Annotated in this window: 23 protein-coding genes; 2 read left to right on the forward strand and 21 right to left on the reverse strand. The window is 67.0% G+C overall.

Annotated features, from left to right (window positions below):
* From EU513_RS14760 to EU513_RS14835, 16 genes are all read right to left on the reverse strand, one after another.
* Positions 1-884: tyrosine recombinase XerC (locus EU513_RS14760; protein ID WP_129627382.1), on the reverse strand; the 884-nt coding region annotated here is incomplete at its 3' end.
* Between the two features lie 56 nt (positions 885-940).
* The gene (gene dprA, locus EU513_RS14765; protein ID WP_129627385.1) at positions 941-2,089 is read right to left on the reverse strand and encodes a DNA-processing protein DprA; all 1,149 of its coding nucleotides are present in this window, start codon (positions 2,087-2,089) and stop codon (positions 941-943) included.
* Entirely contained in the window at positions 2,086-3,612 is a 1,527-nt protein-coding gene (locus EU513_RS14770; protein ID WP_129627401.1) for a YifB family Mg chelatase-like AAA ATPase, read from the reverse strand. The genes dprA and EU513_RS14770 overlap by 4 nt, the downstream gene beginning before the upstream one ends.
* Positions 3,609-3,986, reverse strand: a complete 378-nt coding sequence (locus tag EU513_RS14775) for a YraN family protein (RefSeq protein WP_129627404.1) — start codon at positions 3,984-3,986, stop codon at positions 3,609-3,611. The genes EU513_RS14770 and EU513_RS14775 overlap by 4 nt, the downstream gene beginning before the upstream one ends.
* A gap of 99 nt (positions 3,987-4,085) precedes the next feature.
* Positions 4,086-4,391 carry a DUF2469 domain-containing protein gene (locus EU513_RS14780; RefSeq protein ID WP_115922624.1) on the reverse strand — a complete coding sequence of 102 codons (306 nt, stop codon included), beginning with the start codon at positions 4,389-4,391 and terminating at the stop codon, positions 4,086-4,088.
* Positions 4,388-5,134, reverse strand: coding sequence for a ribonuclease HII (locus EU513_RS14785; protein ID WP_255407468.1), 747 nt, complete (start codon positions 5,132-5,134; stop codon positions 4,388-4,390). Before EU513_RS14785 ends, EU513_RS14780 begins: the two co-directional genes overlap by 4 nt.
* Entirely contained in the window at positions 5,131-5,925 is a 795-nt protein-coding gene (lepB, locus tag EU513_RS14790) for a signal peptidase I (RefSeq protein WP_129627407.1), read from the reverse strand. Before lepB (EU513_RS14790) ends, EU513_RS14785 begins: the two co-directional genes overlap by 4 nt.
* On the reverse strand, positions 5,922-6,944 hold the full coding sequence (lepB, locus tag EU513_RS14795) for a signal peptidase I (RefSeq protein WP_129627409.1): 1,023 nt from the start codon (positions 6,942-6,944) through the stop codon (positions 5,922-5,924). Before lepB (EU513_RS14795) ends, lepB (EU513_RS14790) begins: the two co-directional genes overlap by 4 nt.
* A complete protein-coding gene (lepB, locus tag EU513_RS14800; RefSeq protein WP_168990306.1) occupies positions 6,937-7,497 on the reverse strand; it encodes a signal peptidase I in 561 nt (186 codons plus the stop codon). Before lepB (EU513_RS14800) ends, lepB (EU513_RS14795) begins: the two co-directional genes overlap by 8 nt.
* Before the next feature lie 98 nt (positions 7,498-7,595).
* Positions 7,596-7,958, reverse strand: a complete 363-nt coding sequence (gene rplS / locus EU513_RS14805; protein ID WP_129627415.1) for a 50S ribosomal protein L19 — start codon at positions 7,956-7,958, stop codon at positions 7,596-7,598.
* A gap of 274 nt (positions 7,959-8,232) precedes the next feature.
* Positions 8,233-8,946, reverse strand: coding sequence for a tRNA (guanosine(37)-N1)-methyltransferase TrmD (gene trmD / locus EU513_RS14810; protein ID WP_129627418.1), 714 nt, complete (start codon positions 8,944-8,946; stop codon positions 8,233-8,235).
* Between the two features lie 2 nt (positions 8,947-8,948).
* Positions 8,949-9,452: a ribosome maturation factor RimM gene (gene rimM, locus EU513_RS14815; protein WP_129627421.1), complete on the reverse strand. Its 504-nt coding sequence runs from the start codon at positions 9,450-9,452 to the stop codon at positions 8,949-8,951.
* Between the two features lie 5 nt (positions 9,453-9,457).
* A complete protein-coding gene (locus tag EU513_RS14820) occupies positions 9,458-10,642 on the reverse strand; it encodes an MFS transporter (RefSeq protein WP_129627424.1) in 1,185 nt (394 codons plus the stop codon).
* A 91-nt stretch (positions 10,643-10,733) separates the two neighbouring features.
* Complete coding sequence (locus EU513_RS14825; RefSeq protein WP_115922617.1) at positions 10,734-10,976, reverse strand: RNA-binding protein; 243 nt, start codon at positions 10,974-10,976, stop codon at positions 10,734-10,736.
* A gap of 4 nt (positions 10,977-10,980) precedes the next feature.
* Positions 10,981-11,499, reverse strand: a complete 519-nt coding sequence (gene rpsP, locus EU513_RS14830; protein ID WP_129627427.1) for a 30S ribosomal protein S16 — start codon at positions 11,497-11,499, stop codon at positions 10,981-10,983.
* Positions 11,500-11,676: 177 nt separating this feature from the next.
* On the reverse strand, positions 11,677-13,182 hold the full coding sequence (locus EU513_RS14835; protein ID WP_129627430.1) for a helix-turn-helix transcriptional regulator: 1,506 nt from the start codon (positions 13,180-13,182) through the stop codon (positions 11,677-11,679).
* A 178-nt stretch (positions 13,183-13,360) separates the two neighbouring features.
* Here EU513_RS14835 and aceA point away from each other — a divergent pair, with 178 nt between their 5' ends.
* Together aceA and aceB are read left to right on the forward strand one after the other, a co-directional pair.
* Entirely contained in the window at positions 13,361-14,647 is a 1,287-nt protein-coding gene (gene aceA / locus EU513_RS14840; RefSeq protein ID WP_129627433.1) for an isocitrate lyase, read from the forward strand.
* A gap of 135 nt (positions 14,648-14,782) precedes the next feature.
* Positions 14,783-16,474 carry a malate synthase A gene (aceB, locus tag EU513_RS14845; protein WP_129627436.1) on the forward strand — a complete coding sequence of 564 codons (1,692 nt, stop codon included), beginning with the start codon at positions 14,783-14,785 and terminating at the stop codon, positions 16,472-16,474.
* A gap of 66 nt (positions 16,475-16,540) precedes the next feature.
* Here the strand turns inward: aceB and EU513_RS14850 are convergent, their stop codons facing one another.
* The 5 genes from EU513_RS14850 to EU513_RS14870 all read right to left on the reverse strand — a co-directional run bounded on the left by EU513_RS14850 (position 16,541) and on the right by EU513_RS14870 (position 23,708).
* Complete coding sequence (locus EU513_RS14850) at positions 16,541-17,446, reverse strand: GNAT family N-acetyltransferase (protein ID WP_129627439.1); 906 nt, start codon at positions 17,444-17,446, stop codon at positions 16,541-16,543.
* A 6-nt stretch (positions 17,447-17,452) separates the two neighbouring features.
* Positions 17,453-18,532, reverse strand: a complete 1,080-nt coding sequence (locus tag EU513_RS14855) for an amidohydrolase family protein (RefSeq protein ID WP_129627443.1) — start codon at positions 18,530-18,532, stop codon at positions 17,453-17,455.
* 115 nt (positions 18,533-18,647) lie between these two features.
* Positions 18,648-19,448, reverse strand: a complete 801-nt coding sequence (locus EU513_RS14860) for an alpha/beta fold hydrolase (RefSeq protein ID WP_129627446.1) — start codon at positions 19,446-19,448, stop codon at positions 18,648-18,650.
* A 206-nt stretch (positions 19,449-19,654) separates the two neighbouring features.
* Positions 19,655-21,274 (reverse strand): signal recognition particle protein, encoded by a 1,620-nt coding sequence (ffh, locus tag EU513_RS14865; protein WP_129627449.1) that lies wholly within the window; start codon positions 21,272-21,274, stop codon positions 19,655-19,657.
* Positions 21,275-21,356: 82 nt separating this feature from the next.
* Positions 21,357-23,708, reverse strand: a complete 2,352-nt coding sequence (locus EU513_RS14870; RefSeq protein ID WP_129627452.1) for a [protein-PII] uridylyltransferase — start codon at positions 23,706-23,708, stop codon at positions 21,357-21,359.
* Positions 23,709-23,738: the final 30 nt, after the last annotated feature.

The following is a 23,738-nucleotide window of genomic DNA, read 5'->3' on the forward strand; positions in this document are numbered from 1 at the left end:
CGACGCAGCCGCTCGACCGAAACGTGGGTGTAGACCTGGGTGGTCGCGAGGCTGGAGTGCCCGAGCATCTCCTGCACCATGCGTAGATCCGCTCCCCCTTCGAGCATGTGGGTGGCGGCGCTGTGCCGAAGGCCGTGCGGACTCAGGTCGGGGGCGTCGGGGACGTGCCGCAGCGCCGCCTCCAACGAGCGCCGGATCGTGCGTGGGTCGATGCGGGAGCCCCGACGACCGAGGAAGAGCGCAGGGCCCGATCCGTCGACGGCCAACTTCGGCCGACCTTCACCCAGCCAGTGTTCGATCGCGATGCCGGCCGGGCGGCCGTACGGAACCGTCCGCTCTTTCTTCCCCTTGCCGAGGACCCGAACGACCTGGCGGTCACGATCCAGATCGTCGATGTCGAGCCCGACCAGCTCACCGATGCGCAGGCCGCTGGAGTAGAGCAGTTCGAGGGCCGCGCGGTCGCGCAGGTGCACGGGGTCGGAGTCGTCGGCTGCCATCTCGGCGATCCGCATCAAGTCGCCCGCCTCCGACTGCCGCAGAACGCCCGGGAGAGTCTTCGACTTCTTCGGCGAGGCCAGCCGCAGCGCAGGATCCTGTTCCAACTCACCGCGCCGTACGGCCCAGCGGAAGAAAGCGCGGACGCTGGTCGCTCTGCGGGCGATCGTCGACTTCGCCGCGCCGTCCTGCGACATCTGCGCCAGCCAGGACCGCAGGTCCGCCAACCGCACATCGTCCCAGCGCTGGATACCTCGCTCGCCGAAGAACTGTGCCAACGCACTCAGGTCCCCGGCATAGGCCCGGACGGTGTGCTCCGACCGATTGCGTTCGACTTCGAGATGCCGCAGGAAGTCTGCGACAAGGACGTCGTCGAGCGGGCAGGCCATGGCGCAAACGCTAGTCTCCCGATCGTGTGCCGGCCGCCTGAAACGCCGGGTCCCGTCTACCGGCCTGGCTCACCTCGTACCAGGCGCCAACCTCCGTTCCGTTGTTCGGCCAGACCGAGTGCGTTCAGTTCACCCAGTCCGGCCAGCACCTCAGCCACCGCCAGACCTGCCCGCGCCACGAGTTGGTCGACATTCACCGTTCTGGTTGCCGGGAAAGCGTCCCTGGTACGAGCCGCCACTTCCGAGACGAGATCGAGCAGAGTGTCGGGTTCGCGCCGATCGGGTGCAGCGCAGGCCTCGAAAGGACCGAGCAGTTCGATCACCTCGCTCGCGTCACACACCAGGTGCGCTCCCTGGCGGATCAGTTCGTGGGAGCCGGCGCTGGTCGCGGAGGTCACCGGTCCGGGCATCGCGCCCACCGGGCGCCCGAGATCATTCGCGTAGCTCGCGGTGTTGAGCGATCCGGACCGCAGACCCGCTTCGACCACCACCGTGCCGCCGGTGAGCGCCGCGATCAACCGGTTGCGAGCAAGAAACCGGTACTTCATCGGTGTCTGTCCCGGCGGATACTCCGATACGAGGACTCCGTCGTCCCGGATGCGGTCCAGTAGGTCGCGGTGCGCCGCTGGGTAAGCACGGTCAAGCCCACAGGCGAGCGCGGCGACTGTCGCCGATCCCGAGCCGAGTGCTCCCTCGTGCGCTGCGGCGTCGATCCCGAATGCCGCACCCGAGACCACTGTGACGCCGTAGCTGCTCAGTTCGGCGGCCAGGGTCCGCGCGAGCGTGCTTCCGTACGGCGTGGCCGCCCGGGACCCCACGATCGCGACCGAACGGGCGACCAACTGATCGAGCCGTCCGTGCCCGCGCGCCCACAGACACCAGGGAGGCACGGCCAGATCGTCCAGGCCGGTCGGCCATTCGTCGTCGCCGGGGAAGATCGGTCGCATTCGCAGGCACCTTGCGGCGTCCAACAACCGATCGAGTTCGAGTTGTTCGATGCGTGCACGGCACCGTTCGAACGGTCCGCCGAGACCGTTCTGCACGGTCGTCCACGCGTCCTGGGCCGACAGGCCCATCAGCTTCGGGGTGACGACGCGATCGAGTGGTTCGACGGCGATGTTGAGCCGCAGCCTTGCCTCGCGTTCGGCAGTCAGGTGCCGCATTTCGGCGTCGAGCGACTGCCGGTGACCGGACTCGGTACTCATGCCGCCTCCTGTGCCGACCGCAGACCCAATGCCTGCATGAGATGTGGCGCCTGCGGGCGATCAGCGCCGGCGAGGTCGGCGAGTGTCCAGGCCAGGCGCAGGCAGCGGTCGTAACCGCGCAGCGTGAGGATCCCGCGGTCGAGCTGATGGTCGAGCGGCCGCGTGACCTCCGCGGGCAGTCGCCAGCGCCCGGACCGCAGGACGGCCCCGCTGACCGAAGAGTTCGTCGTCTGACCTTCGCTCGCCCAGCGTTCACGCTGTCGCCGTCGCGCGACCTCCACCCGTTCGGCGATCACCGCGGAGGGTTCCTGGGGCGGCGCGTTCTGCACCTTCGTCACTGCCTGGACCTGCAACTGCACGTCGACGCGATCCATCAACGGGCCGGACAGCTTGTTGCGGTAGGTACGCAGAATCGTTGCGGTGCAACGACATCCACGGGTGAGGCCGAGGCCGCACGGGCACGGATTGGAAGCGAGGATCAGTTGGAAGCGCGCCGGGTACTTGAAGTAGCCCGCCGAACGCGCCACCTCGACCATGCCCGACTCCAGCGGTTGGCGCAGCGCGTCGAGCACCTCCCTGGAGAACTCCGGGCACTCGTCCAGGAACAGCACTCCACCGTGCGCGCGACTGATCGCGCCGGGCCGCACTTTCTGCGTGCCTCCGCCGACCATCGCCGCCATGCTCGCGCCGTGGTGGGGCGCCACGAACGGGGCGCGGCGCACCAACTCGCCGTCCTTCAACGCGCCGAGCACCGAATGGATCGCCGTCACCTGCAGCGCGGTCTCCTCCGGCAGTGGCGGCAGGATGCCGACCAGCCGCTCGGCGAGCATCGTCTTGCCGGCTCCGGGAGGCCCGACCATCGCAAGGTTGTGTCCGCCGGCGGCGGCGACCTCGATCGCGAACCTGGCCTCTGGCTGACCGATGACGTCGGCCATGTCGTGCACTGCGCGATCACCCCGCTTGCGAGGGGCCGGCACGTCCGGCAACGGCGGGAGCGGCCGCCTCTTGTACACACACTGGTAGCGCTCGACGATCTGGGCCAGGGATGACGCCGGTACGACCTGGATCCCGCTCACCAGACTGGCCTCGCGCGCATTGCCCACCGGCACCACGACGGTCGAGACGCCGTGATCACGTGCTGCAAGCACCGCCGGCAGCATGCCCGCGACCGGACGAAGCATCCCGTCGAGTCCGAGCTCACCGAGATGCACAATGTCGCGAATCACGCTGGGATCCAGTGCTTTTCGTGTCGCCAACACGGCCAACGCGATCGCGAGGTCGTAGCCGGATCCTTGTTTGGTCAGCGCCGCCGGCGAGAGATTCACGGTGATCTTGTCGCGCGGGAGCAGGAGCGTGCTGTTGGCCGCAGCAGCTTTGATCCGGTCGGGAGCCTGCCGGCATGCGCTGTCGGGCAGACCGATGATCCCGAATGCCGGCTGCCCGGGGCTGGTGAAGGCCTCGACCTCCACGACCGTGCCGTCGATACCGTTGACGGCAACACACAGCGTCCGTCCCAGAGTCATGCGATGTCCCGCAGGTGCTCGAGGTCGACGACGCTGCCGTCGACCAACACGATGCCGATCAGATCGACTCGCACCTGTCGGGCGAACAGACGTTGCTGTGACAGGTACATCCGCACGAGGCGGTGCAGCCGATCGATCTTCGCCTGCTTGACGGCTTCGACGGGCCGTCCGAAGTAGGCGGTCGTCCGGGTCTTCACCTCGACGGCGACCACGCATGCCTCGGCCTGGTCGTACGCGATCAGATCGAGCTCACCGGCAGGGCACCGCCAATTGCGTTCGACCACGATCCAGTCGAGTGATCGCACGTAGTCGGCGGCGATCTCCTCGCCTTCTTCCCCCAGCGACCGACGGTGCCGGGTCATTTCTTCGCTCATCAGCTCACCTCCGACGGTGAGCCTGCAACGACGCCCGAGGACGGGCGAACGCTCAGTGGCGGGCTGTGGACAACCCGGTACTCAGATCGAGGCTGTGGATCACTCCGGCATCTGCAGGTCGCGGGGCGGGAGTTCCTCGACGTTGACGTCCTTGAACGTCAGCACCCGCACGTTCTTCACGAAACGCGCCTGTCGGTACACGTCCCACACCCACGCGTCGTTCATCCGGACGTCGAAGAAGACCTCGGCGCCTTCGCCGCGCACCAGCACGTCGACCTCGTTGCACAGGTAGAACCGACGCTCGGTCTCCACGACGTGCGTGAACAGACCGACGACGTCGCGGTACTCGCGATAGAGCTGGAGTTCCTGCTCGGTTTCGTACTTCTCAAGATCCTCAGCGCTCACGCGCCCTCCTTCACGCTGGTGCGCTCCACTGTAAGCGTGCTGTCGCTGCCGGCGTCGCATCCGTCGAGCACCTGATCGGCTTGAGTGAATCGGCGCCAGGAGCGGCGGTGCAACTCACACGGCCCGTGCTCATCGAGTGCGGCCAGGTGGTCGGGCGCGGAGTAACCCTTGTTACCGGCCCAGTTGTAATGCGGGTGCTGGTCGTGCAGGGCGAGGAGGATCGAGTCGCGTTCCACCTTGGCCAGCACGCTTGCAGCTGCAACGGACGAACACTTCATGTCGGCCTTGATCATCGTCCGTACCGGGGGCGCGGGCGGCTGATCACTGACCAGAGCCAGCAGTCCTTCCTGGCGTGGGTCGGTCAACCAGTCGTGGTTGCCGTCCAGAATCACCAGGTCGGGCACGATCGTCAGTTGCGCGAGCGCGCGGCGTCCGGCCAACCGTAGTCCGGCGATGATGCCGATCTGGTCGATCTCGGCCGCACTGGCGTGGCCGACGGCGTGTTCGAGTGCCCAACGCCGCACTCGCGGAACCATCGCCTCACGGGCGCGCGGGCTGAGCAGCTTGCTGTCCTTCACGCCGGCGGGTGCGGTGCGAGTGCGCTCGTCGATGACGACGACTCCCACCGACACCGGTCCGGCCAGCGCACCGCGTCCGACCTCGTCCATTCCGGCGAGCACCCGGTAGCCCTCGCGTTGCAGCGCCCGCTCCGCTCGCAGGCTCGGCTTGCGGCCGACCGTCACTTGTTCGGCACCTTCTCGAACGTCGCGGGGTGGGCATCGACACTCTGCATCCGTGTCAGCGGCCAGGCGACGGCCACGACCTGTCCGGTGATGTCGGACTCGGGCACCGACCCCTTGCTCCCGGTGCCGTCATCATGACCACGGGAGTCGTAGGACGAGTCCCGGTTATCGCCCATGACCCAGATCCGGTCCTTCGGGACGGTGACCGAGAAGTCGGTCTGGCAGGGCTTGACTCCAGGCTTGAGATACGGCTCGTTCAGCGTGACGCCGTTGACCTTCATCTTCTGGCCGGAACACGCCACCTCGTCGCCGGGCAGGCCGATGAGCCGCTTGACGAGGTGCTGAGCGCCACCCGGAAGGATGCCGACGAAGGTCAGGCCGTCCTTGACGACCCGCTTCACGGCGTTGCTGCTCTCGGGCGGCGGGGGTCCCCAGGTGGCCGGCTGGGAGAACACGACGACGTCGCCGCGATGCAGGTCGGAGTGTTGCGGGGTGAACTTCGAGACCACGATGCGGTCCCCGATGTCGAGGGTGTTCTCCATCGACTGCGACGGGATGTAGAACGGCTGCGCCACGAACGTCTTCACCAGGAACGACAGAGTCAGCGCGATGACCGCGACCACGATCGCTTCCTTCAGGACGCTGGCCTTACCGCGCTTGTGCTGGGCATCCTGTTGTTCGGGAACTTCGCCGGGCGCGTAGGAATCATCGACCTTGGCGTCGTCCGGGGTGCTACGCGAGGTGTCGTGCGGGTCGTTCGCCTTCGCGGAGTCCGCGGAGTCGTTCGTCATGAATTCGGCACCTTGTCGAAGGTCGAGGAGAAATTGCTGAGCCCACCCATTCTGTCCAGTGGCCAGACGATTGCAACTGCCCGCCCCGTGATCGAGTCGATCGGGATCGAACCCTCCAGGCCGCCGGATTCCTCATCGTGCGCACGGCTGTCGCTGGAACCGCTGCGATGGTCGCCCATCACCCAGGCTCGACCCTGTGGGACGACGATGTCGAACGGCTCGTCGCAGGCTTCGTCTCCCGAGTAGAGGTAGGGCTCGGAGACCGGCTGCCCGTTGATCTTCATGCGTTCACCCGGCACGCAACTCACCGAATCACCGGGAAGTCCGATCAGCCGCTTGATCAGGTGGTCGTCGCCCTCCGGGTAGAGCCCGACGAACTGCAGCGGCTTCACGATCGCGTTGGCGATGGCACTGCGCTCGACGTTCGGCGACTCGAGCCAGTTCTCGTCGTCGGAGAAGACAACGACGTCGCCGCGCTTGAGATCGAACGGCCCGGGGGTCAATTTGCTGACGACCACCCGATCGCCGCGGACGAGGGTGTTCTCCATCGAACCCGACGGGATCCAGAACGGCTGCACCAGAAAGGTTTTCACGAGCACCGACAGGACGAGGGCAATGGCGACGACGATGCCGAGTTCACGCAGGAGGGACCGTGGACGACTCGACTTCTTCTCGCGCCCGAAGCGGCTCTTGCGGGGTGCCGCGGGGCCCGGAAGCCGTCCGACCTGGTTCGGTTCACCTCGCTTGGTGAGCTCCGCCAGTTGTTCGCGGGAGATGGACTCGGTCGCCGATACGTCCGGGTCCTGGGGACGCGGGAGCCGCCCGACCTGCTCGCGTTGCCCGTGTCGGCGCAGTTCGTCGAGCTCGTCGGCCGAGATGGCATCGGTCTGTTGGACCGATGAGTCCTGGGTGTTCGCCTTGAGGCGCTTCAGGTCGGCACGAGAAAGAGCACCGGTGACGGCGTCGTTCGTCTCGGGTTTCGAATCCTTGCGCGGCAGGCGGAACTGACGGTCATTCATCGTCCACACTCCCCCATCCGCTCTTCGGCCAGTATCTCCACACGACCTCTCCGATGACATCGGCGGCCCGTACGCTCCCTCCACCTGGGTCTCCCAGGTGATTACGCGAGTCGTCGGACGCCGGTCGATTGTCACCCATCACGAAGTACCGCCCCGGCGGGACCCGGATGCGCAAGGGTGTCGTGCTCGCCAGCACCCCGGGTGCGAGGTACGGCTCCTGGACAACGACGTCATCGATGCGAAGCGTTCCCGCCTCGTCGACGGTCAGTCGTTCGCCCGGCAGACCGATGACCCTCTTCACGTACACGCGCTCGTTCGGCCGGATTCCGAGGAAGTCGCCGATCCGCTGCAGCGTTCCTCGATCGGGGTGCTGATCGTAGAAGGCCTCGTCGGCGACGAACACCACCAGATCGCCGCGCTCGAGTTCTCCGTTCTTGGTGACGACGATGCGGTCTCCGGGTGACAGCGTGGGTGACATCGACCGCGACGGCACGGTGTACGTCTCGAACACCAACGGACGAAGCAACACCAACACCGCAAGTGCGGCCAACACTGCGATCCACGCTCGCCGACGCCCGGAACGCCGAGGGGAAGCAGAAGGCGGCGACGCGTCCGAAGACACATCGCCGCCCTCGAGGGTCACGACTGGACTCAGGCCTTGCTGGCCGGGGTCTCGCGACGCTCCTTGATCTTGGCTGCCTTGCCGCGCAGTTCGCGCAGGTAGTACAGCTTCGCGCGACGCACGTCACCGCGGGTCACGACCTCGATCTTGTCGATGACCGGGGTGTGCAGCGGGAAGGTGCGCTCGACGCCGACGCCGAAGCTCATCTTGCGGACGGTGAAGGTCTCGCCCACACCGGCGCCGTGGCGGCGGATGACGACACCCTGGAAGACCTGGACGCGGGAGCGGTTACCCTCGACGACCTTGACGTGCACCTTGACGGTGTCACCGGCGCGGAACGCGGGGATGTCGGACTTCAGGCTCTTGGCGTCGAGCTCGTCGAACTTCTGCATGACTGCTGCTTCCTTGTGGCGCCACAGGTCGCCACGATTTCGTGGTTCGGAACGTGTCCCTTTCGGCCTCATGACCACCGGAACCTGCCGATGGACCACTCCCCCTGCGGCGGGGGCCAGGACACAAGGACCAAGTTTGCCAGAGACTCGGCCCACCGGTGAAATCGTGCCGCTCCTCGACATGCAGCTCACATCTGATGATCCAGGTTGCTTCCGGCAGCGCCGGCGGAACCAGTCGTGACCTGGATGTCAAGGCGCGAACCGGGATCGCCAGTTACGCGTCCGGGTGAGACAGCCGGTAGGCGGCGTACATGTCCGGACGCCGAGCCGAGGTGCGCTCGAGTCGCTGCTGGTGGCGCCAAGCGGCGATCCGTCCGTGATCTCCCGACAGCAGGATCTCCGGGACAACCAGGCCGTTCCAGTCGGCCGGCTTGGTGTAGACGGGGTACTCCAGCAGGCCGTCCTCGTGCGATTCCTCCACGAGCGACTCGGCATTGCCGATGACGCCGGGCAGCAGTCGCGCGATCGCCTCGACCATCGCGAGCACCGCCACTTCGCCGCCGTTCAGAACGTAGTCGCCGAGCGACAACACTCGGACGTCGTAGTCGCGAGCTGCGTACTCGTAGACGCGTTCGTCGATTCCCTCGTAGCGACCGCAGGCGAAGACCAGTCGCTCCTTGCCCGCCAACTCGCGGGCGATCTGCTGGGTGAAGCGTTCGCCGCCAGGACCGGGGACGATCAGCGTCGGACGCGAATCATCGTCTGCAGCAAGCGAATCGAGGGCCTCACTCCACGGCTGCGGCTTCATCACCATGCCGGCGCCGCCGCCGTAGGGAGTGTCATCGACAGTGCGGTGCCGATCGTGCGTCCACGTCCGCAGGTCGTGCACGCGCAGGTCGAGGAGACCGTCACGGCGAGCCTTGCCGATCAGCGACAGGTCGAGGGGCGACAGGTACTCGGGAAAGATGGAGATGACGTCGAGGCGCACGCTCACTCCCCCAGTTCGAGCAGACCGGGCGGCGGATCGGCGATGACCTTGCCGGCGTCGAGGTCGACCTCGGGCACGATCTGCTCGACGAACGGCAGATAGGCGGTGCGACCGTCCGGCAGCTCGATCTCCAGCAGGTCCTGTACCGGACGCGGATGCAACGCAACGACCTTCCCGAGGGTCGTGCCGGCGGTGTCGACGACTTCGAGACCGACGAGGTCGTCCTCGTAGAACCCCTCGTCGTCCTCCTCGTCGGGAGCGGCGAACAGACGGGTGCCACGGAGCGCCTCGGCGGCAGTGCGGTCGCTCGCCTCCTCGAAGGAGAGCAACTGGATGCCGTTGTGCACGCGCTCGGCGCGGATCGTCAGCAATCCGCGATCGGGCTCGGTCGAGAAGCTCGCCCCTTCGACGAAACGCTCCTGCGGGGAGTCCGTGTGTACCTGCACGGTCACTTCACCCTTCAGACCGTGGGGTTTGCCGATGCGAGCGACGAGAACCTCATCCATGGGCGTCATCCTTCCAAAGTCCTCGACCAAGTCCCCCGTGATTCCTCGGTGGGCATCACCAGCGACAGTGCCGACACCATCACGGCACCGGCGAGCGGTAGTAACATCGCGTGCTGAATGCCGAACTCGTGAACGAGCAGACCCATGATTCCCGGGCCGACGAGCGTCGTCGCGTACCCACACGTGACGACCCGCGACATCGCGCGTCCGCCACCGAGCATGCCGGCCAGCCCGTAGATCTGCGGCGCAACGAGTGCCATTCCCCCACCGACGAGTGCCCAACCGAGCAGGAGCACCGGCATCGTGGGGCCCAAGATCGCAACGAGGTACCCGGTTGCTGCGACACCGGCTCCGATGCGCACGACGAGTCGGCGACCGAACGTGTGCACCAGGTAGTCGCCGCACATGCGAACCCCGACCATGCACACCGAGAACGCTGCCAGACCCCAGGCCGCGGTCGTCGAGGAGACCTCGGCGACGTCGCGCACGTGCACCGAGGACCAGTCGAAGGCAGTGCCCTCGGCCAGACCGAAACCGACGGCCATGGCGGCCAGGATCCAGGCGACGCGGGGGACCTTCGTCCGCCCTCCCGATTCATCGGTGTGATCGATCGGCGCGGTGTCGGCCGCGAACCGGTGCAGCACGGGCAGATCGGTGGCGATCAGCACCGCCGCGATCACGAACGCAGCCACCGAGATCGTGACCGCCCCGCTGAACAACGATCCACACACGAGCACGATCAGCGCCCCCAGCAATGATCCGATCGACCAGCAGGCGTGAAAACGGCTCATCAGCGGACGTGGTCGCGCCTGTTCGACCTGCACGGCCATGACGTTCATCGTCGTGTCCACCAGGCCGTTGCCCAAGCCGTACACCGCCGCCACTGCGACGGCCACGGCCAGGTTCGGGGAGGCCGCGATGAGGAGCATCCCGGCCGCCATCACGACGGTGCCGAGACGCAGCGGACGCAGCGCCCCACCGTGGTCGGCCATGCGTCCCCCGATGTTGATACCGCCGATCGCCGCCAGACCGAAAGCCATCAGCAGAACGCCGAGCCCACGGGCGTCGGTGTTCCAACGGTCGGCCAGCGTCGGCATCAGAGCGCCGACGGTGCCGACCCCGACACCGTTGACCACGAAGGTCGCGACCGTGGCCACGACGGCGTCGCGGCTGCTCAATGCAGAACGCACTTGGTGAATCCTCTTGTGTCAGTAGTGGATCGGGGAAACGCGAGACTCCCCGGAGGTTTCCCTCCAGGGAGTCTCGTGCAGGTGTCGGCGATCAGCGGCTGCGATCGGTGTCGACGATGTCGACCCTGATGTTGCGGCCGGATGCCAGAGCCTGGACGACCGTGCGCAGCGCCGAAGCGGTGCGACCGGATCGGCCGATCACGCGGCCGAGGTCGTCGGGGTGGACGCGCACCTCCAGGAGTTCGCCGCGGCGAATCTCCTTGTGGCGCACCACCACCTCGTCGTCGTGCTCGACGATGCCCTTGACCAGGTGTTCGAGCGCTTCCTCGAGCACCGGATCAGCTCTCGGTGGTCTCGGCCTCGGCCTCGGCCTTCGCCGAGTCCGGGGTCTCGTCGACGGTCACGGCCTCGTCGGCCTCGACCTGCTCGACCGTCTTGGCCTCGTCCTTCTTCGGGGACTCCGCCTTCTTCTTGGCGGTGGTCGCCGAGCCCTTGTCAGCCTTGTCGGCACCGTCCTGAGCAGCCTTGAGGGCCGCCTCGTACAGAGCCTTCTTCTCCGGCTTGGCTTCCTTGACCTTCAGGGTGCCTTCGGCGCCGGGCTCGCCCTTGAACTTCTGCCAGTCACCGGTGACCTTCAGCAGCGCCGCGACCTGCTCGGTCGGCTGCGCGCCGACGCCGAGCCAGTACTGCGCGCGCTCGGAGTCGATCTGGATCAGGCTCGGCTCTTCCTTGGGGTGGTAGAGGCCGATCTCCTCGATCGCGCGACCGTCACGCTTGGTGCGCGAGTCCATGACGACGACGCGGTACTGGGCGTTGCGGATGGCGCCGAGGCGCTTCAAACGAATCTTGACTGCCACAGTTGTGGTGTCTCCTGTTCATAGTTATGAGCGGCGGCAAGACCGGGTGAAGTCCACACCGGGGAGCCGTCGCTCGGGGCCGTAGTCCCTCGCCGCCGGGCGCGCGAGCGAGCCGTGTGCGAGTGGGTACGCGATCCATCATGCCAGAGCAGCCCGTGACCCTCCCAATCCGAAGTCTCACTCCGCCGGGGCGTGCTTGTCCAGGAACGCGTAGATCTCGGTGTCGTCGACGCCGGGAAAGACTCCCGGCGGCATGGCCGCCAAGAGGTGCGAGTGCACCCGCGCGGACGGCCACGCACGTCCGTCCCAGCGTCCGGCGAGGTCGGTGGGCGGCTGCAGGCAGCACGAAGGATCGGGGCAGCGCGACTTCGACCGCTCCTGGGTGTCGCGGCCGCGCATCCACTTCACATGCTGATATGGCACACCGACGTTGACCGAGAACGATCCGGCCGGCGTGCGGTCGACGACGGCGGTGCACCAGTACGTGCCCGAACGGGTGTCGGTGTACGCCTGGTAGGCCTTCGTGAGATCAGGCTGCTCGAAGACGCGGCGCGCGGTCCACTGGCGGCACACCCGCTGCCCCTCGATCGCACCCGTCGTGTCGGACGGGAAGACGATGCCATCGTTCTCGTACGCCTTGTAGATGACACCGTCCTGGGAGATACGCATGAAATGCACCGGAATGTCGAGGTGCTTGGTCGCCAGGTTGGTGAAGCGGTGAGCTGCGGTCTCGTACGACACCGCGAACGCGTCACGCAGGTCCTCGATCGCGATGTCCTTCGCGGTCTTGGCCGATCGCAGGAAGGAGACGGTGTCCCTCTGCGGCATGAGCAGCGCGGCGGCGAAGTAGTTGATCTCGACGCGTTGCGACAAGAACTCCGAGTAGTCGGCCGGGGGACGGTGCCCGAGGACGAGGTGGCCGACCGCCTGCATCGCCAGCGAGCGTGAATCGTGTTGCCCCGCTTCGGGTTGCGGCAGGTAGATGCGCTTGTTGCGCAGGTCGCTGACCGACCGGGTGGACGTCGGCAGGTCGGACGTGTGCACGAGTTTGTAGCCGAGGTGCCCCGCGATCCGGTCGATCGCGGCGCGACTGATCGGACCGCCCGGGTGGTTGATCGACTTCAGCAACTGGGCGGCTTCGTTCTCGAGTTCACCGAAGTAGTTGTCGGCCGAGCGCATCCGCTCGCGCAACTCACCGTTGGCCCGGCGTGCATGTTCGGGTGTGGCCGCCTGATCGGCCTGCGCCGATGCCATCGCCTCATGCATTCCGACGAGGGCTTCGAGCGCCTCCATCGGCAGCCGCGGACCGATCTTCACCTTCGGCAGACCGAGCGACTCGTAACTCTCGGCACGCTGCGCCTTCTCCAGCCGAATCTCCAGGGCCGCGCGCCGGCTCGGCGGAGTTGCTGTCAGGAAGTCCTGCACGGACGCGTCCAGCACCTTGGCCAGAGCCGCCAGGACCGACAACCGCGGCTCACGCTTGCCTGTCTCGATCAGCGACAACGCGGACGCCGAGATGCCGATCGCGTCGGCGACGTCACCGAGCGTGCGGCCAGCCTCCTGGCGCACGTGCCGCACCCGGCGTCCGATGGTCAGCGGGTCGGGGGCAGCGCTGTCGAGATCGACCTGTTCTCCCGGCGCTTCGGGCTCGGTGAGGCGGCCGATTGCGGCAACGGAGTTCATATGCCCCACCCTGGCGCGACCCTTGGAGGCGGTGCGACGTAGGTCACTCGAAACAGACGCCATGGCTGCATGTTACATAAAAATTCGTGGATATTTACATCGGTAACCCGGTTACTTTCGCGTCAGGCGGGTCAAGAATCGAGATGCAGCAAGGATTCCACCGAACGAATGAGGAGCCATGACCGACCACAAGCAGCTGTCCGCCGAAGAGCTGGCCAAGGACTGGGAGACCAACGAGCGCTGGAAGGGCATCGACCGCGATTACACCGCGGAAGACGTCGTCAAGCTGCGTGGCTCCTTCCCCATCGAGTACACGCTCGCGCGGCGTGGCTCCGAGCAGCTCTGGGAGAAGCTGCACACCGAGGACTTCGTCAACGCCCTCGGCGCCCTGACCGGAAACCAGGCCGTCCAGCAGGTGAAGGCCGGCCTCAAGGCCATCTACCTGTCGGGTTGGCAGGTCGCCGGTGACGCCAACCTCTCCGGCCACACCTACCCCGACCAGTCGCTCTACCCGGCCAACTCGGTGCCGTCCGTCGTCCAGCGCATCAACAACGCGCTGCTGCGCGCCGACCAGATCGAGCACTCCGAGGGCATCAAGACCGTCGACGAGTGGGTCGTGCCGATCGTCGCCGACGCCGAGGCCGGCTTCGGTGGACCGCTGAACGCGTACGAGCTGATGAAGGCCATGATCGCCGCCGGCGCGTCCGGTGTGCACTGGGAGGACCAGCTGGCCTCCGAGAAGAAGTGCGGTCACCTCGGTGGCAAGGTGCTCATCCCGACCCAGCAGCACGTCCGCACCCTCAACGCCGCCCGCCTCGCCGCGGACGTCGCCGGCGTGCCGAGCGTGGTCATCGCCCGCACAGACGCCGAGGCCGCGACGCTCATCACGACCGACGTCGACGACCGTGACAAGGAATTCCTGACCGGCGAACGCACCGGAGAAGGCTTCTACAAGGTGCGCAACGGCATCGAGCCGTGCATCGCCCGCGCCAAGGCGTACGCGCCCTACTCCGACCTCATCTGGATGGAGACCGGCACGCCTGACCTGGAGCTTGCTCGCAAGTTCGCCGAAGCGGTCAAGGCCGACTTCCCCGACCAGATGCTGGCGTACAACTGCTCGCCGAGCTTCAACTGGAAGAAGCACCTCGACGACGCGACGATCGCGAAGTTCCAGCGTGAACTGGGTGCGATGGGCTTCAAGTTCCAGTTCATCACCCTGGCCGGCTTCCACGCGCTCAACTACTCGATGTTCGACCTGGCCCACGGCTACGCCCGCAACCAGATGTCGGCCTACGTCGAGCTGCAGGAGCGCGAGTTCGCATCGGAGGAGCGCGGCTACACCGCCACGCGTCACCAGCGCGAGGTCGGCACCGGCTACTTCGACATGATCTCCACCGCCTTGAACCCGGACAGCTCCACCACCGCGCTCAAGGACTCCACGGAGACCGCTCAGTTCCACAAGTGAGCACCACCTAGTACCACTCGGGCTCCTGCGGTCAACTGGCTCCGGTCGCAGGAGCCCGAGTTCTCAATCAGCACAACGCAACCCGCGAGTCAGAACCAGCCGGCACAGAGCCGGGGCCCCTGAAGGAGGCACGTCATGAATCGACCCAACGGCACCCCGACGGTGCGTGGAACCATGCACCCCCGCTTCGACGAGATCGTCACCCCCGAGGCCCTTGCGTTCGTAGCCAAGCTCGACGCCGAGTTCGCCGGCCGCCGGGCCGAGTTGCTCCAGGCACGTCGTCAGCACTCACGCCGGATCAGCCAGGGCGCAAACCTCGACTTCCTGCCCGAGACCGCGTCCATCCGCGAGGACACCTCGTGGCGGGTCGCCGATCCGGCACCGGGCCTGGAGGACCGCCGGTGCGAGTTGGTTTCCCCGGCCAACCGCAAGATGGCCGTCCACGCCCTCAACTCCGGCGCCGACATCTGGCTCGCCGACCTCGAGGATGCCACCGCGCCGTCCTGGAAGAACCTCGTCCAGGGTCAGCTCAACCTGTTCGACGCGGTGCGGGGCCAGCTGAGCTACGACGAGTCCAACGGCGAGCGCCTGTCCGTCGGTGAACACCGTCCGACCCTGGTCATGCGTCCGCGTGGGTGGCACCTGTGCGAGAAGCACCTCGCCGTGGACTCGCGTCCGATGTCGGCTTCATTGGTCGACTTCGGTTTGTACTTCTTCCACAACGCCCAGAAGCTGATCGACCTCGGTGCCGGTCCGTACTTCTACCTGCCGAAGATCGAGAACCACCACGAGGCCCGCCTGTGGAACGACGTCTTCGTCTTCGCGCAGAACCAACTCGGCATCCCGCAGGGCACTATCCGCGCGACCGTGCTCATCGAGACGATCACCGCGGCGTTCGAGATGGAGGAGATCCTCTACGAACTGCGCGAGCACTGCTCGGGCCTCAATGCCGGACGCTGGGACTACATCTTCAGCTACGTGCGCACCTTCGCTCACCGTGGCGAGGAGTTCGTGCTCCCCGACCGCGACAAGATCACGATGACCACCCCGTTCATGCGGGCGTACACCTCGCTGCTGGTCTCGACCTGTCACAAGCGCGGCGCGCACGCCATCGGTGGCCCGGCCGCGGTCAATCCGACGCTGCAGGACGAGGAGCGCCGCCTGCGCGCCCTCAACGTCGTCCGGGCGGAGAAGGAGCGCGAAGCTGCTGAGGGCTTCGACGGTTCATGGGTCGCTCACCCGGCGCTGGTCGAGACCTGCCGGACCGCGTACGCGGCCGTCCTCGGCACCAAGCACGACCAGCGTGATGTCCAGCGCGAGGTGCAGGTGACTGCGGACGACCTCATCTCGCTCGACGGCGTGCAGCAGACGATCAGCCTGCAGGGTGTGCGCACCAACGTCTCGGTCGCGCTTCGCTACCTCGCCTCGTGGATCGGTGGACGTGGCGCGGTCGCGATCGACACACTGATGGAGGACGCGGCAACGGTCGAGATCAGCCGAGCCCAGTTGTGGCAGTGGCTGTTCCACGAGTCGCAGTTGGCCGAGGGTCCGTTCGTGACGCGTGACCTGCTCGACCGGGTGGTCGACGAGGAGATGACCAAACTGACCCGCGGCTTGGACGACCGACACACCGAGCGCTACCAGCAGGCCCGCGGTGTGCTGGAGGAGACCGCGTTCGGTGAGTACCTGCCGGGCTTCTTCACCACCTACGCGTACGTGCGATACCTGATCGACCGTCCGCTGCGGATCAGCGGACCGATCGACAAGGAAGACATCCGCCAGTCGGAGATGGTCGACAGCTCGGCGAAGGCCGGCTCGGCCGCCTGACACACGACCGCGAAAGTCCGCGGATCTGCGAGGTCAACTCGCCGGATCCGCGGACTTTCGCGTTGTTCAACCGAGAGCGAGGGCGCGGGCCTCAAGTGCAATTCGTGCGATGGCGGCGGGGCCGGTGGCGCCTACATGGACGAACAACACTCGCTCGGGCTGGACGTCTGCCCTCCGTAGGATCTCGTCGACGACGGCGGATCCCGTTGTGCCCGAGCCGATCTCAAGCACCGCTCCCCCAGCCGCGTCGGCCAGTACCGCCGCCGTCTGCTCCGGACTGAGCACTGCGTCGGACAGGACGGGGACGCCGAGTTCGCACGCCAGGTCCCGGGCCGTCGGAGACGACCCACCTGCGGACTCCACGACCACGGTGACCCTTGGATGGTCGTTCGGCCGGTACGCGACGGGATGCTCCTCAGCGGTGATCGCGTACGAGTCGTGGTCGCGCCAACTCGCCGGTCTGCCCGCGCCCTCGAGCCAGAGCATCCGCTTCATGTGCCGTTCACGCCGAAAACCGATGGACCGCAACAGACCTGCCGACCGGACGTTGGCTGGTTGCACGTTCGCTTCGAGGCGATGCAGACCCATTCCGTAGGGCTCGGCGGTGAAGACAAGACCGAGCAGGACACGCATACCCTCGGCGAACAAGCCCGTGCCGGCGTACGGATCGTAGGAGTTGTAGCCCATCGTCGCCGATTGGAATCGTCCGCGAATTACGTTGGAGACATTGACGATTCCGACGATCGCGTGATCGCCGACGGGTTTGCGGGCGTGGATGACGAATGTACGGTGAACCGAACTCTGGCGCTCGAGCTGCCCGGCGAGGTCGCCCGGGTCGACCGGGTTCCACTCCCGGATTCGCTCGGCCGAGCGCGCAACGGCCCGCATGTACGGGACGACGTCAGCCTCGTGCACGGTCGCGACCCACACCCGCTCTGCGTCCGCTCGCAGAGGCGGCAAGGGACCAGACATGGGGAGTCAGACGACCTGACCGCGCAACACGACCTGCTGCGGGTCCTTGAGCACGCCGACGTCCTCGCGTGGGTCGGACGCGTAGACCACGAAGTCGGCGCTCTGGCCTTCCTCGATGCCCGGACGCTCCAGCCAGGCTCTCGCCCCCCAGGTCGCGGCGCTCAACGCTTCGAGGTTGGTCATGCCCGCCTTCACGAACTCGGCCACTTCGTCGCCGACGAGTCCGTGCGGCAATTGCCCGCCCGCGTCCGTGCCGACGTAGATCTTGACGCCGGCCTCGTGGGCGGCGGCGACCGTCTCGAACCGGCGGTCGTACAGGTCGCGCATGTGTGCGGCGTACTTGGGGAACTTAGCCTCACCGGCCTCGGCGAACTTCGGGAAGTTCTCAATGTTGACCAGCGTCGGGACGATCGAAATCCCTTGAGCCGCAAACTGATCGATGCTCTCGGTGGTGAGACCGGTGGCATGTTCGATGCAGTCGGTGCCGGCTGCGGCGAAGTCGAGCAGCGACTCCTCGCCGAAGCAGTGCGCGGTGACCCGTGCGCCTTCCTCGTGCGCTGCGTCGATCGCCGCCTTCAGCGCTTCACGTGGCCAGCACGGCGCGAGGTCACCGCGGTCGCGGTCGATCCAGTCACCGACGAGCTTGACCCACCCGTCGCCGCGCCGAGCTTCCTGGCGGACGTAGGCGACGAGGTCTTCGGGTTCGATCTCGTGCGCGAAGTTGCGGATGTAGCGCTTCGTGCGAGCGATGTGGCGGCCGGCCCGGATGATGCGCGGCAGGTCGTCGCGCTCGTCCATCCAGTGCGTGTCGACCGGTGAGCCGGCGTCCCGCAGCAGCAGAGCGCCCGCCGTCCGATCGGTGATCGCGTGTTCCTCGGCCCGCTGCTGCGTCACCCCGCCGGTCGCCTCGAGACCGACGTGACAGTGCGCGTCGACCAGCCCCGGAAGGACATAGCCCGACACGGTGTCGACGTCGCCGGACAGCGGCCGGTTGAAGGTCACCCGTCCGTCGACCACCCAGAGTTCGTCACGAACCCCGGTCTCGGAGACCAGGATCTGGCCCTTCACGTGCAGGACGGCGCTCATGTCCTGACACTATCGGGCGGGGCAACCCCTCAGTCCAGCGAACGTTCGCGCTGTCTGCTTGGCGTCGGCGAAATCCCAAGTGCGGAAGAGGGATCGGTGATCGCCCATATTGTTCTCAGTCCCGGTCGGCTGCGAGGAAAGGGCGGATCGTGCTCAAGAAGACGTCCGGCTTCTGAGAGTGCGGCCAGTGGCCCACGTCCTTGATGGTCACCAACCGGACGCGTGGAAACAACGCCCTCATCGCGTCGGTGTTGCGCGGCTGCACGTAACCCGAGTCACTGCCTGCCACCCACAGGGTGGGCCCTTCGTACGGCTGGGCAGCGGACGCGACGTCCTGCGGCCATCCCCCCAGATCCGCCAGTGAGCGGGCGATCAGGTCGAGGTTCATCTGCCAGCGCCAACCGTCGTCCTCGCGGCGCAGGTTCTGCAGGAGAAAAGCGCGTACACCCGCATCGTCGACCCATTCCTGGGCAGTGCGGTCGGCGTCCGACCGGTTCTCGATGCGGCCGAGGTCCATCGCCTGCATGCCCTCGACGTAGTCGTCGAAGGTGGTGAGCCCACCGTAGGAGACCGGCGAGATGTCGACGACGATCAGTCGCTTCACGAGTTCCGGGTGCTGCAACGCCAGCAGCATCGCGGTCTTTCCACCCATCGAGTGGCCGAGAACGATCCACTGCTCCCCCGGTGCCGATCGGTCGAGTTCCTCGGCAACGGCGTCGGCCATCGCTTGGTACGAGAAGTCCTGGGTCCACGTCGACCGTCCATGGTTCGGCAGGTCGATCAAGGTCGACCGGTACTGGTCACCGAGAGCTTTGGCGATCTGGTTCCAGTTCTTGCCCTGACCGAACAACCCGTGCAGGAAGGCGATTCGCGGACCCTGCGAGCCGACGGACGTGGTGTGCAGACGGGGCGACACGGTTCTCCTGATCGAGGTGGTTCGAACGGCGACAGCCTAACGCTGTCGTGACCACACGACCTTCGCTGCCGGGCGGCACCTCGGTCCGCTCGAAGGGGTGCAGGGCCTCATGTGGCGTACCACCAGCCAACGGATCACTTGTCCGACGGCGAGAACGCGAGCTTCGCGCAACAGGCGCCGGGCCGGTGGCCCGTCCTAGGACGCGCTCAGTCCTTGTCGGCACCCGGGCCGAGGAACTTTTCGAAGCCCTTGGGGAGCTTGAGGTTGCTCATGTCCGGTTCGTCCTGCTGCCCGAACGCGCCGCCGAAGGCCTTCTCGCGAGCCTCCGATTGCCGTTGCGCGAGTGCTGCTTCTTCCTGGGCACGCTTGGCCGGGTTGCCCGACTTACCCTTCTTCTTCGGTTGCTGCTTGGCCCGCTTGCCGCCACCACCGGCCATGCCGGGCATCCCTGGCATGCCCGGCATCCCTGGCATCCCACCGCCCTTGCGCATCTGGCGCATCATCTTCTGCGCCTGACCGAAGCGTTCCAGCAGCTGGTTGACCTCGGACACCGTGACGCCCGAACCCTTGGCGATACGCGCGCGCCGCGAACCGTTGATCTGCTTGGGGTGAGTGCGCTCGAAGGGGGTCATCGAGCGCACCATCGCCTCGACCCGGTCGAACTCACGCTCGTCGAGCGAGTTCAGTTGGTCGCGCATCTGCGCCATGCCCGGCATCATGCCCAGGATCGACTTGAGGTTGCCCATCTTCTTGACCGCCTGCATCTGCTGCAGGAAGTCGTCGAAGGTGAAGTCCTCCTCGTCCATGAACTTCTTGGCCATCGCCGCGGCCTGACCACGGTCGAACGCCCGCTCGGCCTGCTCGATGAGGGTGAGCACGTCACCCATGTCGAGGATGCGCGAGGCCATGCGGTCGGGGTGGAAGACCTCAATGTCCTTCACACCCTCGCCGATGGAGGAGTACAGGATCGGCTTACCGGTGACGGTCGCGACCGACAGCGCCGCACCACCGCGCGCGTCACCGTCCAGCTTCGACAGCACGACACCGGTGAAGTCGACACCCTTGCTGAACGCGAGCGCCGTCTCGATCGCGGCCTGACCGATCATCGCGTCGATGACGAACAGCACCTCGTTCGGCTCGATCGCGTCACGGATGTCACGGGCCTGCTGCATCAGGCTCTCGTCGACGGCAAGGCGTCCGGCGGTGTCGACGATCACGACGTCGTACTGGCGCACCTTCGCCTGGCCGATGCCGGCGCGTGCCACCCAGACCGGGTCGCCGAAGCTGCGCGTGCCTTCACCGGATTCGGTCGTCGCGTCGTGGCCGCCCTCGTTGCCGCGCTCGGGAGCGAAGCACGGCACTCCGGCGCGCTCGGCGACGACCTCGAGCTGACGGACGGCGTTCGGACGCTGCAGGTCGGCCGCGACCAGGAGCGGGAAGTGGCCCTTGTCGCGCAGATGGCGGGCCAACTTGCCGGCGAAGGTCGTCTTACCCGAACCCTGCAGACCGGCGAGCATGATGACGGTCGGGCCGGTCTTGGCCATGTTGAGATTGCGGGTCTCGCCGCCGAGGATCGCGATGAGTTCCTCGTTGACGATCTTCACGACCTGCTGACCCGGGTTCAGCGCCGCGCTGACCTCGGCTCCGAGCGCACGCTCGCGGACGCGTCCGGTGAACTCGCGCACCACGGCGGTCGCGACGTCGGCGTCGATCAACGCCATCCGGATGTCACGGATGGTGGCGTTGATGTCGGACTCGGTCAGTCGACCCTTGCCACGGATGTTCTTGAAGGTGGCTGTGAGGCGGTCACTCAGGCTGTTGAACACCGCACAAGGGTAATCGGTCGAGCGCCTCGGTCGAATCCGCGCATCACCGTCCGGATAGGTGGCTTCGGCGGCCGAGCCCTGGTCAGGCCTGCATCGCGTCGATGACGGATCCGATCAGTGCTGCCGCTGCTGGTGGTTCGAGCGGTCGTCCGTCGGCAGCCGTCACATAGAACGTGTCGAGGGTCTGGCCGGCGTAGGTCGCCACATGGGCCGAACGCACCGCCATTCCGGCCTTCGTGAAGGCCAGACCGATGTCGCGCAGCAGGCCCGGACGGTCGGGGCACCGGACCTCCACCACGGTCGCCGTGTCGGACGCGCCAGGAACGACCGTTGCGCGCGGCGGTGGCGAACCCAGCGGGAACGGCGCCCGCCGCCGACGCTCGAGAGCCCGCAGCGGTGACGAGTCGCCGGATGCGAGCTGGCTCAAACCACGGACCAGGTCATATTCGGCCGGGAGATCACCGAAGGGGGACTCGATCTGCCACGTGTTCACCGCCACGCCGTCGATCGTGCGGACGCGGGCAGCGCGCACCACAACCCCGGTCGCGGCCAGGAGGCCGGCCGAGTCCGCGAACAGGCCGAGCCGGTCGCGGTCGGCGATCAGGATCTGCGCACCGCCCGGCGTCGATTCGACACGGACGTACGGCTCCCCCATCTGCAGCGACGGCATCGCATCGGTGACGATCTCGGTCGCCGGGTCCTCCTCCGGCTCCAGGGTCGGACGCGCGGTGAGGGCGCCGCGCACCTGGTCGGACAGTTCGTTCACCAGCCCCGAACGCCAACCCGTCCATGCCTTGGGTCCGGCCGCGAGGGCGTCCGCCTCGGTGAGCGCGCGCAGTTGCTCGAACAGATCGAGCCGGTCGTCCACCGCCTTCGTGAGAGCGGCGACGGTCGCGGGGTCACGCGGGTCACGGCGGGTGGCGAGATCGATGAGCGTGAGGTGCTCACGCACCAGCAGTTCGAGGTCGGCCACCTCACGATCTCCCAGACCGATGCGGCGGGCGATCGTCGCCGCGACCGGTGCACCTTCCGCAGCGTGGTCGAGCACCCCGGCGATCTTGCCGATGTCGTGCAGCAGAGCCGACAGCAGCAGGACATCTGGACGCGCGACATCGGCTCGGCGTTCGTAGGCCTGCACGACCGTCTCGATGAGGTGCCGGTCGACCGTGAAGCGATGGACGGAGTTGCGCTGCGGTCTGCTGCGCACGGCTTTCCACTCGGGGATCCACTGGTCGATGATGCCGGCGAGGTCGAGCGTCTCCCACACCTGCACCAGACCGGGGCCCGTCGCGAGCAGATCGAGGAAGGCGTCCCGGACCTCCGTCGGCCACGGAGTCGGCAAGGGCGCGAGGTCACGCGACAGGTTGTCGATCGTCGTGGGCGACAACGGGATTCGAGATCGTGCCGCTGCTCGTGCGGCGCGCATCAACAGCAGGTGATCCGGTTGGGTCGATCGGTGATTCGGGCCGAGCACGACCTCACCGTCGTGCTCGTAGAGTCCGTATCCGAGTGGGTTGAGGATCGGGCGCCGCGGGCCGACACGCAGCACGCGCGCCCGTTGGCTCTGCCCGGCGCGGCGCAGCGTCTCCTCCAGTGCGTGGCTGATCCGGCGGCCGGAATCGGCGACGGTCACCAGGAGCGAGTCGCTGTCGGGGCGTCCGAGCAGGGCTGCGACGGCGTCCTGGTCCTCGAGGTGCAGCTTCTCGCGCCCGCGCCCGGTGGCGACATGCAGCGCGTCCCGCACGTCGAGCAGTCGCGCGTACGCCTCGTCGACGGCGCCGTGGGGACGGTCGGCGAGCCAGGCTCCGGCGAGCGCACGCAGCACGGTCATGTCGCGTAGACCACCGCCACCTTCCTTGATGTCCGGCTCGAGCGAACTGGCGAGGTTGCCGTGACGGTCGTGTCGTGCACGCAGCGATTCGATGACCTCGGGCAGTCGGGTGCGGGCGTTGGAGCGCCAGTCGTGGGCGATGCCGTGCCGGACACCGGCCACCAGCACCGGGTCCCCTGCGATCCATTCGATGTCGAGCATGCCGATCGCCGCGCTGAGGTCACCGGAGGCGACCGTTCGGCACTCCCCCAAGGTCCGGACGCTGTGGTCGAGACGGATCCCGTTGTCCCACAACGGATACCAAATGGATTCGGCGATCGCTGCCACGTCACCCGCGCCGACCGTCCGCCCGTCGTGGACCAGGATCAAGTCGTAGTCGCTCAGTGGTCCGGCGTCGCCGCGGCCGAGGCTGCCGACTGCGGCAAGCGCGATGCCGTCCGCGGTGCGGTTGCCGTAGGGCTGGGTGGCGGCGTCCCACAGGTCGGCGAGCACGGTCTGGGTGTAGGCGCCGAGCCGCTGCCTTCGGATCGGTCCGGAGCCGGCCTGATGGAACGACCGGGTGTCGGCCAGATCGAGGCGCTTGGCCGCGTGGTCGTTGCTCATGTGCCTTCCCTCCCTGAAGCAAGTGTTCAC

The organism is Yimella sp. RIT 621, from assembly GCF_004146205.1.
GTDB lineage: Bacteria > Actinomycetota > Actinomycetes > Actinomycetales > Dermatophilaceae > Yimella > Yimella lutea.

What these genes read in the sequence shown, in the direction of transcription:
- EU513_RS14775 (WP_129627404.1), bottom strand. Translation starts at nt 3,986, where the DNA reads ATGAGCGAAGAAATGACCCGGCACCGTCGGTCGCTGGGGGAAGAAGGC.
- lepB (WP_129627409.1), bottom strand. Translation starts at nt 6,944, where the DNA reads ATGAATGACCGTCAGTTCCGCCTGCCGCGCAAGGATTCGAAACCCGAG.
- rplS (WP_129627415.1), bottom strand. Translation starts at nt 7,958, where the DNA reads ATGCAGAAGTTCGACGAGCTCGACGCCAAGAGCCTGAAGTCCGACATC.
- EU513_RS14770 (WP_129627401.1), bottom strand. Translation starts at nt 3,612, where the DNA reads ATGACTCTGGGACGGACGCTGTGTGTTGCCGTCAACGGTATCGACGGC.
- dprA (WP_129627385.1), bottom strand. Translation starts at nt 2,089, where the DNA reads ATGAGTACCGAGTCCGGTCACCGGCAGTCGCTCGACGCCGAAATGCGG.
- EU513_RS14850 (WP_129627439.1), bottom strand. Translation starts at nt 17,446, where the DNA reads ATGTCTGGTCCCTTGCCGCCTCTGCGAGCGGACGCAGAGCGGGTGTGG.
- aceB (WP_129627436.1), top strand. Translation starts at nt 14,783, where the DNA reads ATGAATCGACCCAACGGCACCCCGACGGTGCGTGGAACCATGCACCCC.
- EU513_RS14855 (WP_129627443.1), bottom strand. Translation starts at nt 18,532, where the DNA reads ATGAGCGCCGTCCTGCACGTGAAGGGCCAGATCCTGGTCTCCGAGACC.
- lepB (WP_129627407.1), bottom strand. Translation starts at nt 5,925, where the DNA reads ATGACGAACGACTCCGCGGACTCCGCGAAGGCGAACGACCCGCACGAC.
- EU513_RS14870 (WP_129627452.1), bottom strand. Translation starts at nt 23,708, where the DNA reads ATGAGCAACGACCACGCGGCCAAGCGCCTCGATCTGGCCGACACCCGG.
- EU513_RS14835 (WP_129627430.1), bottom strand. Translation starts at nt 13,182, where the DNA reads ATGAACTCCGTTGCCGCAATCGGCCGCCTCACCGAGCCCGAAGCGCCG.
- aceA (WP_129627433.1), top strand. Translation starts at nt 13,361, where the DNA reads ATGACCGACCACAAGCAGCTGTCCGCCGAAGAGCTGGCCAAGGACTGG.
- rimM (WP_129627421.1), bottom strand. Translation starts at nt 9,452, where the DNA reads ATGGATGAGGTTCTCGTCGCTCGCATCGGCAAACCCCACGGTCTGAAG.